Genomic DNA, 14,578 nt, shown 5'->3' with positions numbered 1-14,578 from the left:
AGGTTCACGCGAAGCGAGCCCGGCCATGCCCGACGAGAAGATCGAAGCCTATACCGACCCGGCCGGCGGATGGGGGTCGGCCCGCTCGCTCATCGACATCCTGACCCGCGAGGAGATCCCAGCTTCCGGCGCGGCGATGCTGATGAAGCAGAACAAGCCGGGCGGCTTCATGTGCGTGTCCTGCGCATGGTCGAAGCCGGCCAAGCCGTCCACGTTCGAGTATTGCGAGAACGGCGCCAAGGCGACCGCCTGGGAGCAGACCCGCAAGCGGATCGGCCCCGACTTCTTCGAGCGCCACTCGGTCACCGAATTGCTGACCTGGCCGGACTACGACCTCGAGGAGAAGGGCCGGCTCACGCACCCCCTGCGCTACGATCCGCAGCGTGACCGCTATGTGTCCGTCTCCTGGGAGGAGGCCTTCGCGGAGATCGGCCGCGAGCTGAAGGCTCTGCGCGAGACCGATCCGACCGCGGCCGTGTTCTACTCGTCGGGTCGGGCCTCGCTGGAGACGAGCTACATGTACGCGCTGTTCGCGCGCATGTACGGCAACAACAACCTGCCCGACTCCTCCAACATGTGCCACGAATCGACCTCGAAGGCGCTGCCGCAATCGATCGGCGTGCCCGTCGGCACGACGGTGCTGGAAGATTTCGAGACGACCGACCTGATCCTGTTCTTCGGACAGAATGTCGGTTCGAATTCGCCGCGGATGCTCCATCCGCTGCAGGACGCCCGCCGCCGGGGCGTGCCCATCATCACCTTCAACCCATTGCGGGAGCGCGGGCTGGAGCGGTTCACCAACCCGCAATCGCCCGTTGAGATGCTGACCCATTCCTCGACGCAGATCTCGACCCAGTACCATCAGGTGAAGGCCGGCGGCGACATCGCGGCGCTCGGCGGCATCTGCAAGGCGCTCTTCGCCATGGACCGAGAGGCGCAGGCGGAAGGGCGCCCGCGCATTTTCGATATCGATTTCATCGCCGAGCACACCCACGGCTTCGATAAGTTCGAAAAGTTCTGCGACCGGCTCGAATGGCCGGCGCTGGAGACCAAGTCCGGCCTGAGGCGCGAGGGAATGGAGGCGGCCGCCGCCGTCTACGCCCGCGCGCGGGCGGTGATCGGCATCTACGGGATGGGTCTGACCCAGCACCGCCGCGGCACCGAGACGGTGCAGATGTTCGTCAACCTGCTGCTCCTGCGCGGCAATATCGGGCGGCCCGGCGCCGGCATCTGCCCCGTGCGCGGCCACTCGAACGTGCAGGGCCAGCGCACCGTCGGCATCGCCGACGAGCCGTCGCTGGTGCCGCTCGATAAACTCAAGGAGATGTACGACTTCGAGCCGCCCCGCGAGAAGGGGATGAACACGGTCGAGACCTGCGAAGGCGTTCTCTCCGGCAAGGTGAAGGCCTTCGTCGGGCTCGGCGGCAATTTCATCCGTGCGGTCCCCGACACGAAGCGGATGGAGGAGGCGTGGCGCTCGCTGCGTCTTACCGTCCAAGTCTCGACCAAGCTCAACCGCTCGCATCTCGTGCACGGTGAGGTTTCCTACATCCTGCCCTGCCTCGGCCGGATCGAGGTGGACGAGCAGGCGAGCGGGCCGCAGGCGGTGTCGATGGAGGACTCGACCTCCTGCTTCCACGGCTCGCGCGGCGTCGCCCGGCCGGTGAGCGACCATGTGCGCTCGGAGCCCTGGATCGTGGCGCAGCTGGCCAAGGCGACGCTGCCGGCCAACCCCAAGGTCGATTGGAACGCCTGGGTCGGCGATTACGCGCGGGTGCGCGACGCCATCGAGGCGACCTATCCGGAGAAGTTCAAGAACTTCAACGCGCGCCTGTTCGAGCCCGGCGGCCAGCACAAGCCGATCGCCGCGCGTGAGCGCAAATGGGAGACGTCCACCGGCAAGGCGAACTTCATCGTGCCGCCAGACGGGCTCGACATGGACCCGGACATGAAGAGCGACCGGCGCGACGTGCTCGACCTCATCACGCTGCGCTCGAATGACCAGTTCAACACCACGATCTACGGCTATCACGACCGCTTCCGCGGGGTGAAAGGCACCCGCCAGGTGCTGTTCATGAACGAGAACGACATCGAGCGGCTGCAACTCGCCGATGGTGAGACCGTCGATGTCGTGACCGAGGCCGCCGACGAGTTCGCCCGTGAGGTGAAGGGCCTGAGGATCGTCAAGTACGACATCCCCGCCGGCAATTGCGCCGGCTACTACCCGGAGCTGAACGTGCTGATCCCGCTCTGGCACCATGATGCCCAGGCCAAGGTGCCGGCGGCCAAGGCGATTCCCGTGCGGATCGCCAAGGCGGCGACATTGGCCGTAAGGGACTGATCCGGGGGTTGTCCGGCTCCGGCGGCTCGGCGCACGACGGCGTTCAAGATTGTACGGTGTGCAAATCATCACTTGCACGCTGTGCAAACCAGGCTCATCCCTAAGGGCGTGACGACGCGGTCACGCCCTCGGAGTGATGCCATGTTGACGCTGTTGCGAACCCTCGCCCGCGGCGCTGCCGCCCAAGCCTGCGAGGAGGTCCACGACCGCCACGCCCTCCTCGTGCTCGATCAGCAGATCCGCGAGACCGCCGCCGATCTGGAGCGCGGCCGGCGCATGTTGGCTGCAGCCATGGCCGGGGACAGCGCGGAGGCGCGGCGTCTCACGCAGGTCGAGGCTCGCGCCGCCGACTTGGAGACCCGCGCCGTGGCCGCGCTTGTGGCGGGCCGCGAGGATCTGGCCCGTGAGGCGGCCGAGGCGATCACGAGCCTTGAGGCCGAGCGGGACGCTCTGCGCGCCGCACGGGCGACCTTCGCGGCCGAGGTGGTCCGGATGCGCGCGGTGCTCGCCGACGCGACCCGGCGACAGGCGGCCCTGGAGCGCGGGCGGCGGGTCGCGGCGGCGTCCGAAGCGGTCCGGCGTCTGCGCCGGACGGAGGGCGTGCGGGATCGCGCGACGTTGCGGGAGGCCGAGGCGACGCTGGCCCGGCTTCAGCGGCTCCAGGCCGAGGCAACGGATACCGACGACGCGCTGGCCGCGATCGAGACGCCCGAGGAGACCCTTGCCGAGCGCCTCGAACGGGAGGGCTTCGGGCCCCGGACGCGCCCCTCCTCCGACGACGTGCTCGCCCGCCTGCGAAGCCGCGCCGAGGCCGCCCGCACCGCTTCCGTCTGATCCGCCCTCCCGCGTTCCAAGGAATTCAGCCATGTCCCAAGAGACTGCACAGCATACCGGCGCCTGGGTCGTGTTCACCCAAGCCTCCTTCGTCGCCTCCGCCGCACTCGTCGGTTTCGGCATCCTTTTCATGCCCCTCGACTTCTGGATGAAGGGCTATCTTGCCATGGGCACGGTGATGCTGGTCCAGTCCTGCATCACCGCCACCAAGACGCTCCGCGACGTCCATGAGGGCCGCCGCATGGTCAATCGCCTGGAGGATGCCCGCACCGAGCGCCTGCTGATGTCGGTCGGCAAGGAGTGACGCAAGGAGCCATGCAAGGAGTCATTTAAGACGGCGGCCTCGGGAGACTCGACGCGCGCCCGCGACGGTCCATATTCCGTGGCATGGACAGTTCGGACGGAGCTCACGCGCGACGGCAGGCGATCATCGATCGCTTGCTCAGCGACGCCCTGCGCCCGGCCGGCGGGATCGTGCTGCCGAGCCACGATGCCCTGCCGGCCGACATCCGCATGACGGTCGATCGCCTGCTCGCCAAGGCGGACGCCGAGCGCCGCCGCTCGCTGACCTACGACGACCTCGAAGAGGCGTTGCCGCCGCGCGACGTGACCGCCGACGATCTGGAAGCGATCTTCTGGGTGCTGGCGGAATACGGGATCGAGCTCGACGAGGGCGATTAGGCATCGTCCCAAAGGGTGGTCGCCGGCTTTTGGGATGAGACGATGCGTCGAAGGCTCAGCCTTCGGCTCCCAGGAGCAGTCGTGCCGCCGCCGCGCGCGCCTCGTCGGTGACGGTGGCGCCGGCCAGCATCCGGGCGATCTCTTCCCGGCGCGCATCCGCCGCGAGCCCGACCACGCGGGTCGTCACCCGTTCGGCGCTCTTCTCCGCGCCCTTGGCCGCTTTCCCCTTCACGCTGTCCTTGGCGATGCGGAAATGCGTCACCGCGCGGGCGGCGACCTGCGGCGCGTGGGTCACGGCCACGACCTGAACCTGCTCCGAGAGACGGCCGAGCCGCGCGCCGATGGCGTCGGCCACCGCGCCGCCAAGGCCGGTATCGATCTCGTCGAAGATCAAGGTCGGCGCCGAGCCCTTGCCGGCGAGCACGACCTTGAGCGCCAGCATGAAGCGGGACAGCTCGCCGCCGGAGGCGACCTTCATCATCGGGCCAGCGCGGGTGCCGGGATTGGTCTGCGCCCAGAACTCGACCCGCTCGGTGCCGGCGGCGTCGCGCGAGGCTTCGTCCACGGTGATCTGCGTGATGAAGCGGGCGCCCTCCAGCTTCAGCGGCGGCAACTCGGCCTGCACCGCCGCATCGAGCGCCTTGGCCGCCTTGCGGCGCCCATCGCCGAGCCGCTTGGCGGCCTGGGCATAGGCCGCTTCCGCCGCCGTGAGTTCGGCTTCGAGCCCGGCAAGCGCCTGCTCGCCGGCATCGAGGGCGGCCACGTCCGCATCGTAGCGGCTTCGCAAGTCGGCGAGGTCGTCGGCCGGGACCGAATATTTTCGCGAGGCGGCGCGCAGGGCGAACAGCCGTTCCTCGACACGCTCCAGCTCGCGCGGATCGAACTCGGCGGCGAGCACCGCGGCATCCAGGGCGGCGCGCGCCTCGTCCAGCGCGACGAGGGCGGCATCGAGGGCGGCGATGCTCGGATCGACCAGGGTCGGCACCGTGGCGCTGCGCCGCTCCAGGCGGCGCACGGCGGAGGAGAGATGCGGCACGAGCGAGCCGGAGCCGCCGACGAGGTCGAGCGCCTCGTTCAACTCGCGGGCGACCTTCTCGCCCTGCTGCATCAGCGTGCGGCGCTCGGCGAGCTTCGCCTCCTCGCCCGCCTGCGGATCGAGGGTGCCCAGTTCCTCCACCGCGTGGCGGAGAAAGTCGGCTTCCTTCTGCGCGGCCTCGACGCGTTCGCGCTGCTCGGCGAGCGTCGAGCGGGCGGCGCGCACACGTTTAGCGGCCGACGCGACCTGCGTCAGCGGGCCCTGAAGCCCGCCGAACGCATCAAGGATGCTGCGGTGTGTGGTGGGGTCGGCCAAGGCCCGGTCGTCGTGCTGACCGTGGATCTCGACGAGCGCCGTGCCGATCGCCCGCATGGTCTGCACGCCGACCGGCTGGTCGTTGACGAAGGCGCGGGTACGCCCGTCGGCGAATTGCGTGCGGCGCAGGATCAAGTCACCGTCGGTGTCGATCTCGGCGGCTGCCGCGACGGCGCGGGCGGGATGGTCGAGGGCCACGTCGAACACGGCGGTGACGCCGCCCTGCGCCTCCCCCTGCCGCACGAGACCGCCATCGCCGCGCCCCCCGAGCGCCAGGGCGAACGCGTCAAGCAGGATCGACTTGCCCGCACCGGTCTCGCCCGTGAGAACGGTGAGCCCCCCGGAGAAGGTCAATTCGAGCTTGTCGATCAGAACGATGTCGCGGATCGCGAGCTGGACGAGCATGAAGCGGCGCCAGAGCCCCTTATTGGATTGTGCGCGGGTTTAGCCGTAAGCGGAGAGGACTTCATCCGGAAAGTGCTGCGGGGCCCGCGACCGACGATCGGCCGCGCGACGGCCCCAAGGCAGGCTGCTCCATTCATCCGGCTGAAGGCGTCTGGAGAGCCATTGCATGCGTGTGGTCGCGGTGAGCCGAGTGCTCGATGAGGTCGATGTCATCGAGGCGTTCATTCGGCACGCGGCGGCCTTCGTCGATCATCACATCATTCTCGACAACGGCAGCCGGGACGGGACCGTCGAGATCATCCGAAAACTCGCCGAAGAGGGGCTTGCGCTCACGGTCTACCAGTCGCCGTCGATCTGCTTCTCCGAGCGGGACATGAACAACTGGCTCTACAACGAGGCGGTCGACCGGCACGATGCGGATTGGGTCGCCTGTCTCGACAGCGACGAGTTCTACGACGAGCGTCAGCTGCCGGGAGGATTGCGGAACTACCTCCAAGAGCTGGAAAACGCCGGCGGGAACGTCGTCGCCGTCCGGGTCCCCTGGGCTCACTACAACTATACGACCCGGGATGATGCAGGAGAAAACCTCGTCCCGCGCCGCATCACTCATCGCACGGAGATCGCCAGCGACGGCAAGATCATCGCGAGCTGGCGGTTGGCGAAGGAGAAGGGCCTCGTGCTTGAGGGACAGCACGACGTGCATCTGCCGGAGGGTAGCCGCGGCACGGTGGTCGTCGAGCGGCGGCTCTGGATCGCACATTTCTCCGAGCGCAACGCGGCGCAGTACGTCACCAAATTCGTGAGAGGGTGGGCAAAGATCCTCACCGCCGGGCAAGCCTGCCAGGATCGGGGCTTCTCGGCCCATTACCGCGGACCGTTCGAGCTTCTCAGAGACCATCCCGAGACGCTGCTGAGGTCTGACGAGTTCCTCGAGAGAAAGAACGAGGACCGAAGCGCCATCCATGACCCGATGGATTACCGCGGCGGCCCCCTTCGCTACACGCCTCCGAACGATCCGGAGATGCAGTCGGTCCGAGCGCTCGTCGGATTCCTCTCGGATGTCTGCGCGCGCTACGGCGAACTTACCGATGCGTTGCCCGTGGCAAGGGCCTATTCCGAGCGAATCGAGCGGCGGATCAACCGGCTCATCTGAACCGTGCTCGCCCGGCCCAAGGCCGAGGCCAAGCCCGATCCGTCCGGCGTGATGCGGCTGGCTCCGTCTCGGACGCTAAGTTTCGTCCAACGCCGATATCGCGCGTGTCTGCCAAGCGACCTGCGGCGCACGATCTCCGGACGGTCCGCGGTCAACTCCGCGTCGCGGAGACGACGGAGGGACGGAAACGAAAACAGCGCCCCGGATCTCGGATCCGGGACGCTGTTCGAAGGCTTCGCCTGTATTGCGCAAGCGCTGTGAGGAGGCCCTACTCCGCAGCGGCGGTCCGCCCAATCACGCCGCGGTAGATCTTGCTGATCCAGGAGGACTTTTCCTCCCGCGGCTCCAGGCCGCCGGTCTGCAGGAGCTTGTAGGCATCCTGGTACCAGGGGCTGTCGGGGAAGTTGTGGCCGAGCACGGCTGCGGCGGTCTGCGCCTCGCCGGTGAGGCCGAGCGCCATGTAGGCCTCGACCAGACGCTCCAGCGCCTCTTCGGCGTGACGGGTCGTCTGGTACTTGCTGACCACGTCGCGGAAGCGGTTGATCGCCGCCGGGAAGGCACGCTTCTCGAGATAGAAGCGGCCGACTTCCATCTCTTTGCCGGCGAGCTGGTCGCGGGTGATCTGGATCTTGGCCTTGGCGTCGGCGGCGTATTCGGAGGTCGGGTACTTCTGCACCAGCTCCTGGAGGGCGATGAGGGCGCGCTCGGAGCGCTCCTGATCGCGGGTCACGTCCGGGATCTGCTTATATTGCGACATCGCCATCAGGTACTGGGCGTAGGCCGCATCCTTGCTCGCCGGGTGGCGCTGGAGGTAGCGCTTCGAGGCGTTGATGGCGTCGTCGTACTTCGCGCCCTCGTAGTTCGCATAGGCCGTCATAAGCAGCCCTTTCCGCGACCAGTCGGAATAGGTGTACTGCTTGTCGAGCTGATCGAACTGCTTGGCGGCGTTCTCGTAATCCCTGTCTTCCATCTTCGCCAAGCCCTCGCTGTAGAGCTTGTCCGCGGGCGTATCCGGGATCGCCTCAGGCTTGTACTTTTCGGCGAAGAGGTTGGTCGGATCGAGGGCATCGCAGCCGCCGAGCCCGATGCCCAGGCTGAGGAGCACGGCCGCCATCGCGCCACGGGTCGGGAAGGTCACAGGCATCGCGGTCAATTTCCCTGTCAGGTCCGGCCGCTTGAGGAGCGGCGCGCGACCTACGCGCAGGCTTTTACGGTTGGCGGTCGATTCGGGCGTCAAAACGGCAGGGCGTAGGGAACCTTTAAGGCATTCCGCCTGCGACGTGGATCGAGGGCCGATGTGGCGTCCGGGTTACAGTTCGGCGGCGAAGGCGGCGAGCCCGAGGCCAGCACCGAAGTCGGCGCGGGCGGTCTCGCGGCGGATGCCCTGGCCCTCGACGATGGCGTAGTTCGCGCGGTCGGCGAACAGGGCTTCGAGGATGCCGACATTCATGCGGTGGCCGCCGCAATAGGAGCGGTAGGCGCCCTGGAGCGGCAGGCCAGCCAGCGCGAGGTCGCCGACCGCGTCGAGGAACTTGTGACGGACGAACTCGTCCGCGAAGCGCAGGCCCTCCGGGTTGACGACGGCGGTCTCGCCGACGGCGACCGTGTTGTCGAGGGAGGCGCCGAGCGCGAAGCCCGCCTTCCAGTAGCGCTCCACGTCCTTCATCATGCCGAAGGTGCGGGCGGGGGCGATCTCGCGGCGGTAGGCGGCCGGGGTCAGGTCCATCGCCTTGCGCGAGCGGCCGATCACCGGGGATTCGAAGTCGATCTCCACGTCGAGGCGGAAGCCGCGGTCGATCGGGCGGAGTTCGGCGAAGGCGCGGCCGGCCTCGATGCGGACAGGCTGGAGCACCTTGATCCAGCGGCGCGGGGCGCCGCAGAGGGCCAGGCCGACGCTGTCGATGGCCTGGACGAAAAGGCGGGCGCTGCCGTCGAGGATCGGCATCTCGGGGCCGTCGATCTCGACCAGAGCGTTGTCGATACCGAGCCCGTAGAGGGCCGACATCAGATGCTCGATGGTGGCGACGGCGCCGGTCTCGACGTCACCGATGACGGTGCACAGCTCGGTGGCGGAGACGCAGGCGAAGTGGGCCTTGATGATCCGGTCGTTGCCGGTGGTCGTGCCCGTCCGAAGGAAGGCGATACCGTGGTTGGCTTTGGCGGGGTGGAGCGTGATCTCCGCCGGGTTGCCGGAGTGGACTCCGATTCCGGTCAGCGTCACGGACGTTTTGAGTGTTGTCTGTTGGTTCGTCCGCATACCTTAGCCCTCGGCCAGGATCCTTCCCGCGCACCCCGTTTCGGGGGGCGGTATGAGAAAGTCCGTCCGCTGCTTGAAGCCCCTGCGAGCGCTGGCAGTCGATCGACCGGCCGCGCCTTCTGTCGTTCCGGAAGCGTGTATAGCTGTGGCAATCAGGCCGGCCAAATCACGGATTCTTACGATCTGTTACAGCCACGGTTTCGCCACGATCTTTGAAAAGCATTTTCTGATCAGGGTCTTAACAAGTAGCTAAACCCGGAACCTTGCGGTTCCGGGTCTGTGGCCGAAATACCCCAATGAGGGTCGATGGAGGCCGAGTTGCCCCCATCGATCCACAGGCAATCCAGGTTTCAGTTCGCCTGACGGCGAAGGAAGGCCGGGATTTCGAGCTGGTCGTCTTCCATCATCCGCGGCGGCAGCGCACGGCCCTGCGCGTCCAGATTGCCCTGAGCGGGGCGGTACTGCGGCGCCTGGGGCGCGGGCGCCCGCAGGGCCGGCTCGACGCGGGGCGCGGCGACCGGAGCCGGAGCGGCGGCGCGGGGCGCCGGCACCGGAGCGGCCTCGGCTTCCTCGCGGCGACCGCCGAAACCGACCGTGGCGAGCCGGCGCAGCAGGGTCATGCGCTTGGAATCCTGGTTCGGCTCCGGCTGGGGCTCCTCGCCGCGGCTCTTGAGGATCTGCGCCTGGGTGTGGGGCGGCAGGTCCGAGATCTGCGGCATGCGCGGCGGGCGGGCGAGTTGCGGACGCGGCGGCACGTAGGGGCCGTTCGCGGCCTGAGCAGGCTCCTGGGCCTGGGCCGGGGCCGGCTGCTCGTAAGCCGGGACGGCGGCGCGGGCCGGCGCCTGGGTCAGCACGACGTCGTGGTGGTGCATCGCCGGGGCGGGCTCGGCGCGCATCGGCTCCGGCGCTACCGGCTCCGACAGCATGGCGCGCGGGCCGGCGTTCGGGGCGAGCAGCGGCTCGGGGCCGGGACGGTGCGACGGCTGGTGGCCGTTCTGCTGCGCCGCCTGATGCGTCGAAGCGGGGCTCAGGGCGGCGGAAGCGCGGGCGCGGGCCTCGGAGCGCAGACGCTCGGCGACTTCGGCGATGCGCTGCTCGGTCTGGGCGATTTCCGGGTTGTTCGGGGAATCGGCCGAGATCAGCGCCGGCTCGATGCCGGTGGCGACCACCGAGACGCGGATGATGCCGTCGAGGCTCTCGTCGAAGGTGGCGCCGAGGATGATGTTGGCGTCGGAATCGACCTCCTCGCGGATGCGGGTGGCAGCTTCGTCGAGTTCGTAGAGGGTGAGGTCGGAGCCGCCGGTGATCGAGATCAGCAGGCCGCGGGCACCCTTCATCGACACGTCGTCGAGGAGCGGGTTAGCGATCGCCGCTTCCGCCGCGCGGTTGGCGCGGTTCTCGCCGGACGCCTCGCCGGTGCCCATCATCGCCTTGCCCATGCCGCGCATGATCGCGCGCACGTCGGCGAAGTCGAGGTTGATCAGGCCTTCCTTGACCATGAGGTCGGTGATGCAGGCGACACCCGAGTAGAGCACCTGGTCGGCCATCGCGAAGGCGTCGGCGAAGGTGGTCTTCTCGTTGGCGACGCGGAACAGGTTCTGGTTCGGGATGACGATTAAGGTATCGACGGCCGCCTGAAGCTCCTGGATGCCGGCCTCGGCCGTGCGCATCCGGCGCATGCCCTCGAACTGGAAGGGCTTGGTCACGACGCCGACCGTCAGGATGCCCATGTCACGCGCCGCGCGGGCGATGACCGGGGCCGCGCCGGTGCCGGTGCCGCCGCCCATGCCGGCGGTGATGAAGGCCATATGCGCGCCCGAGAGCTGATCGCGGATCTCGTCGATCACCTCCTCGGCGGCGGCCGAGCCGACCTCGGGGTGCGAGCCGGCGCCGAGGCCCTGCGTCACGCCGATGCCCATCTGGATCACGCGCTCGGCCTTCGAGGAGGTGAGCGCCTGGGCGTCGGTGTTGGCCACGACGAACTCGCAGCCGAGCAGCCCCGACTCGATCATGTTGTTGACGGCGTTACCGCCCGCGCCGCCGACGCCGAACACCGTGATGCGGGGCTTGAGTTCCCGGATGTCCGGAGCCTGAAGAGAGATGGCCATGTGGTCGAACCCTTCGTGACTTTCGATTGCCTGAACGACGCCTTGTGACGCCTGCCCTGTCTTGCTTGTCCCGCGCTGGCCTCGCGGCGGCGCGGGGTCGTTCTGTTGGAGCCGTTCCCCGTCCGGTGGGGTCGGGGACGCCTCCAAGTCGTTGTTTTATCGCGATGTCTTCACGCGAACCGGAAACCCGACGCGCGACATCGCTCTAGAAACTTTCCCGGATCCAGCGTCCGACCCGCGAGAAGTAGCCGTCCGTTCCCGTGCCGGCGAAGGCGCCCTGCCCCCGCGGCTCGAAATGCTCCGCATGCGCCACCTGCGGGTAGACCAGCAGGCCGACCGAGGCCGAGAAGGCGGGCCCCTTGGCGGCTTCCGGCAGGCCGCGGATGCCGAGCGGGCGCCCGATCCGAACCTGTCCCTGAAGGATGCGGCGGGCCGTCTCCGGCATGCCGACGAGCTGGCTCGCGCCGCCCGTGAGCACCACCCGGCGACCGGCCTGAGCGCCGAAGCCCGCACTGCGCAAGCGGTCGCGCACCAGTTCGAGCACCTCCTCGACCCGCGGCTTGACGATGCGCACGAGCTGCGAGCGCGGCACGTGGCCGGGTGCCTCGCCCTCGTCCTCGCCGACGCCGTGCACGGCGATCATGTCCCGCTCGTCGGAGGCCGTGGCGATGGCCGAGCCGTAGAGGGTCTTCAGCCGCTCGGCGACGGAGACCCGGGTCGAGAGCCCGCGGGCGATGTCCATGGTGACGTGGTGGCCGCCGACCGCGACCGCGTCGCAATGGACGAGGTGGCCGCCCATGAAGACGCCGACGCTGGTGGTGCCGCCGCCCATATCCACGACGGCGCAGCCGAGTTCGGCCTCGTCGTCCACCAGCGCCGAGAGGCCGGCGGCGTAGGGCGTGGCGATCACGGCATCGACGCCGAGATGGCAGTGCTCGACCGCCAGCATCAGGTTGCGCGCGGCGGCCGCCTCGGCGGTGACGACGTGGAGATCGACGCCGAGCGCGTTGCCGATCATGCCGGACGGATCGATCACCGCGCCCTGCCCGTCCAGCGCGTAGCCGGTCGGCAGGGCGTGCAGCACCGCCCGGCCGGGGCTGACGCCATGGGCGCTCGCGGTCTCGAGAACCCGCTCGACGTCGGAGCCGGTGACGGTGCCGGAGCGGACGTTCACCCGCGCCTCGAAATGCTGCGAGGCGATGCGCCCGCCGGAAATGTTGACGATGACCGACTGGACCTCGGCCTTGGCCATCCGCTCGGCGGCGTGGACCGCCTGACGGATCGCGCCCTCGGCGGCCTCCAGATCGACGATGGCACCGCCCTTGAGCCCGAGCGAGCGCTGGTGGCCGATGCCGATGATGCGGGCGAGATGGGTGCGCCCGCGCAGCGTCGACATCGCCTCGGCCGGCTGCAGCTCGGCGATGAGGCAGACGACCTTGCTGGTGCCGATGTCGAGGACCGACATGGTCGCGCTCCGACGGGCGGAAAGCGGTTTCAGGCGCGGCGTGAGGCCGTGATGGGTCTGCATCGGACGCTACTCGGCGGATACGCGACAGGGCACGGAAGAGAGTGCGGCGGGGCGGAACGCGCTCATGTCGCGGTCCCCTTTTTCGGCTTCTTGCGGCTCTCCGCCCGGGCGGCCGCAGCCTCCTCGGTCAGGCGCACCACGACGCGGTCGGCCATGCGCAGGTCCACCGCGATGATGTCCTTCTCCAGAATCTTGCTCTCCCGCTCGAGCCGCACCAGCCGGGCGAGCGCCTCGGCGGGGTCGGCCTCGGGCAGGCGGATGTCGACGCCGTCGAGCTTGAGCGTCCAGCGCCGGCCGGAGACGTAGGTGCCGGCGCGGATGCGCGATCCGAGCGGACCGGCCGCCTCGATCAGCGCGAGATATTCCTTGAGGCGCTCGTTGGCGCCCGCGCCGACGACGAGCGGCAGGTTGACGTAGCGCTCGTCGCGCAGGTCATCGATCACTTTGCCGTCGGCGGCGATCACCTGGATCTCGCCGTTCTGCTGCCAGAGCGCGGCGGGCTCGCGCTCGACCTGATTGATGACGATCTCGTTGGGGTAGAGCTTCCGCACGGAGGCGCTGGCGATCAGCTTCTCGGCAAGCAGGCGATCACGCACCCCGTCGACGTCGAGGAACGGCACGGAGGAGCGCCAGTCGATACCGGCGGTGCTCAGCACCTCGCGCTCGTACATCCGCGACAGGCCGGTGATGGTCACCCGCTCGACGCCGAAGCCGGCGATCCGCGCGAGGATGTCGAGCGGCCGGCCATTCTCGGCGACGAAGCTATCGTAGCGCCCGCTCATGACGAAGCCGGTCAGCGCGACGGTGCCGGCAAGCCCGGCGACCAGCGCCGTGCCCGCGAGCCGCGGCACGCGTGCCTCGATCGGCACCGCCGGCCGGAGCCGACGTGCCGACGAGAACCGCCTGAGGATCTTCGGGAGCCGCAGCCCCGCAAGGATCCCGCCGCTGCCGGGGTGACCGGCTGCGTTCAGCGGTTGAGAGAAGCGTCCTCCACCATCCATCGGACGAGTTCACCGAAACTCTGGCCTGCGTGGGCCGCGATCTCCGGCACAAGGCTCGTCTGGGTCATCCCTGGCTGCGTGTTGACCTCGAGGACGACGAGAGCGCCGGTTCCACCCGGCGTGTCGTCGTAACGAAGGTCGGCACGGCTGACGCCACGACATCCCAGTGCTTGATGCGCCGTTAACGCCAACTCTTGGACACGCTGGTAAATATTTAGTTTAAGATCCGCGGGGAGGACGTGGATCGACCCCCCTCCGGCGTACTTCGCATCGAAGTCGTACCACTCCCCCGAGACGGGCTTGATCTCGGTCACTCCGAGGGCCCGGTCGCCCAGCACCGCGCAGGTCAGCTCGCGACCCGCAACGTAAGTCTCTGCAAGGACTTCCTCGCCGTAGACCCACTCGTCGGAGGCGAGAATCTGGGGCGGGTGGGAGCGCTCGTCACGCACGATGATGACCCCCATGGAGGAGCCCTCGGCGATCGGCTTCACGACATAGGGAGGGGTTAACGGGTGTGACTTCGCCGCATCATGACGGTTAACGACCCGGCCCTCCGGAACGCTGACTCCGGCCGCGCGCATGACCGTTTTGGCACGTTCCTTGTGCATGGCGAGCGCCGAGGCCAGCACGCCGGAATGGGTGTAGGGGATCTTCAGGATCTCCAAGAGGCCCTGGATCGTGCCGTCCTCGCCGGCCGGGCCGTGGAGCGCGTTGAGCGCCGCGTCGGGCCGCAGCTCGGTCAGCACCGTCGCGATGTCGGGCCCGACATCGACGCGGGTGACGCGATACCCCTCCCCTTCCAGCGCCTCGGCACAGGCATTGCCGGAGCGAAGCGAGATTTCCCGCTCGGAAGACCAGCCGCCCATCAGGACGGCGACGTGCTTGGACATGGTGGGGCTCCGTAGGCGAAGGTCGATTC

General features: G+C 68.5%; 12 protein-coding genes. 5 read left to right on the top strand and 7 right to left on the bottom strand.

Annotated features, from left to right (window positions below; genetic code table 11):
• Window positions 1–25: 25 nt before the first annotated feature.
• From OVA30_RS10995 to OVA30_RS10980, 4 genes are all read left to right on the top strand, one after another.
• A complete protein-coding gene (locus OVA30_RS10995) occupies window positions 26–2,341 on the top strand; it encodes an FdhF/YdeP family oxidoreductase (RefSeq protein ID WP_268175450.1) in 2,316 nt (771 codons plus the stop codon).
• A gap of 141 nt (window positions 2,342–2,482) precedes the next feature.
• Window positions 2,483–3,175 (top strand): PspA/IM30 family protein, encoded by a 693-nt coding sequence (locus OVA30_RS10990; protein ID WP_268175449.1) that lies wholly within the window; start codon window positions 2,483–2,485, stop codon window positions 3,173–3,175.
• 31 nt (window positions 3,176–3,206) lie between these two features.
• Window positions 3,207–3,479: a YiaA/YiaB family inner membrane protein gene (locus OVA30_RS10985; protein WP_004447596.1), complete on the top strand. Its 273-nt coding sequence runs from the start codon at window positions 3,207–3,209 to the stop codon at window positions 3,477–3,479.
• A gap of 83 nt (window positions 3,480–3,562) precedes the next feature.
• The gene (locus tag OVA30_RS10980) at window positions 3,563–3,856 is read left to right on the top strand and encodes an RNA polymerase sigma factor region1.1 domain-containing protein (protein ID WP_012254285.1); all 294 of its coding nucleotides are present in this window, start codon (window positions 3,563–3,565) and stop codon (window positions 3,854–3,856) included.
• A 55-nt stretch (window positions 3,857–3,911) separates the two neighbouring features.
• Here OVA30_RS10980 and recN read toward each other — a convergent pair whose 3' ends face one another.
• Window positions 3,912–5,612 (bottom strand): DNA repair protein RecN, encoded by a 1,701-nt coding sequence (gene recN, locus OVA30_RS10975; protein WP_268175448.1) that lies wholly within the window; start codon window positions 5,610–5,612, stop codon window positions 3,912–3,914.
• Between the two features lie 166 nt (window positions 5,613–5,778).
• Between recN and OVA30_RS10970 the strand changes: the two genes are divergently transcribed.
• Window positions 5,779–6,765 (top strand): glycosyltransferase family 2 protein, encoded by a 987-nt coding sequence (locus OVA30_RS10970; protein WP_268175447.1) that lies wholly within the window; start codon window positions 5,779–5,781, stop codon window positions 6,763–6,765.
• 268 nt (window positions 6,766–7,033) lie between these two features.
• Here the strand turns inward: OVA30_RS10970 and OVA30_RS10965 are convergent, their stop codons facing one another.
• The 6 genes from OVA30_RS10965 to OVA30_RS10940 all read right to left on the bottom strand — a co-directional run bounded on the left by OVA30_RS10965 (window position 7,034) and on the right by OVA30_RS10940 (window position 14,549).
• The gene (locus tag OVA30_RS10965; RefSeq protein ID WP_004447588.1) at window positions 7,034–7,909 is read right to left on the bottom strand and encodes an outer membrane protein assembly factor BamD; all 876 of its coding nucleotides are present in this window, start codon (window positions 7,907–7,909) and stop codon (window positions 7,034–7,036) included.
• A 165-nt stretch (window positions 7,910–8,074) separates the two neighbouring features.
• A complete protein-coding gene (gene lpxC / locus OVA30_RS10960; protein WP_268175446.1) occupies window positions 8,075–9,022 on the bottom strand; it encodes a UDP-3-O-acyl-N-acetylglucosamine deacetylase in 948 nt (315 codons plus the stop codon).
• Window positions 9,023–9,372: 350 nt separating this feature from the next.
• Window positions 9,373–11,130, bottom strand: coding sequence for a cell division protein FtsZ (gene ftsZ / locus OVA30_RS10955; RefSeq protein WP_015823226.1), 1,758 nt, complete (start codon window positions 11,128–11,130; stop codon window positions 9,373–9,375).
• A gap of 205 nt (window positions 11,131–11,335) precedes the next feature.
• Complete coding sequence (ftsA, locus tag OVA30_RS10950) at window positions 11,336–12,658, bottom strand: cell division protein FtsA (protein ID WP_268175445.1); 1,323 nt, start codon at window positions 12,656–12,658, stop codon at window positions 11,336–11,338.
• A gap of 62 nt (window positions 12,659–12,720) precedes the next feature.
• Window positions 12,721–13,659 carry a cell division protein FtsQ/DivIB gene (locus tag OVA30_RS10945; RefSeq protein WP_268175444.1) on the bottom strand — a complete coding sequence of 313 codons (939 nt, stop codon included), beginning with the start codon at window positions 13,657–13,659 and terminating at the stop codon, window positions 12,721–12,723.
• The gene (locus OVA30_RS10940; RefSeq protein WP_003602499.1) at window positions 13,626–14,549 is read right to left on the bottom strand and encodes a D-alanine--D-alanine ligase; all 924 of its coding nucleotides are present in this window, start codon (window positions 14,547–14,549) and stop codon (window positions 13,626–13,628) included. Before OVA30_RS10940 ends, OVA30_RS10945 begins: the two co-directional genes overlap by 34 nt.
• Window positions 14,550–14,578: the final 29 nt, after the last annotated feature.

The sequence above is a fragment of the Methylorubrum sp. SL192 genome, assembly GCF_026672325.1.
Taxonomy (GTDB): domain Bacteria; phylum Pseudomonadota; class Alphaproteobacteria; order Rhizobiales; family Beijerinckiaceae; genus Methylobacterium; species Methylobacterium extorquens.
Note: the sequence above shows the minus strand (reverse complement) of the source record. Positions and strands in the feature narration are given on the sequence as shown.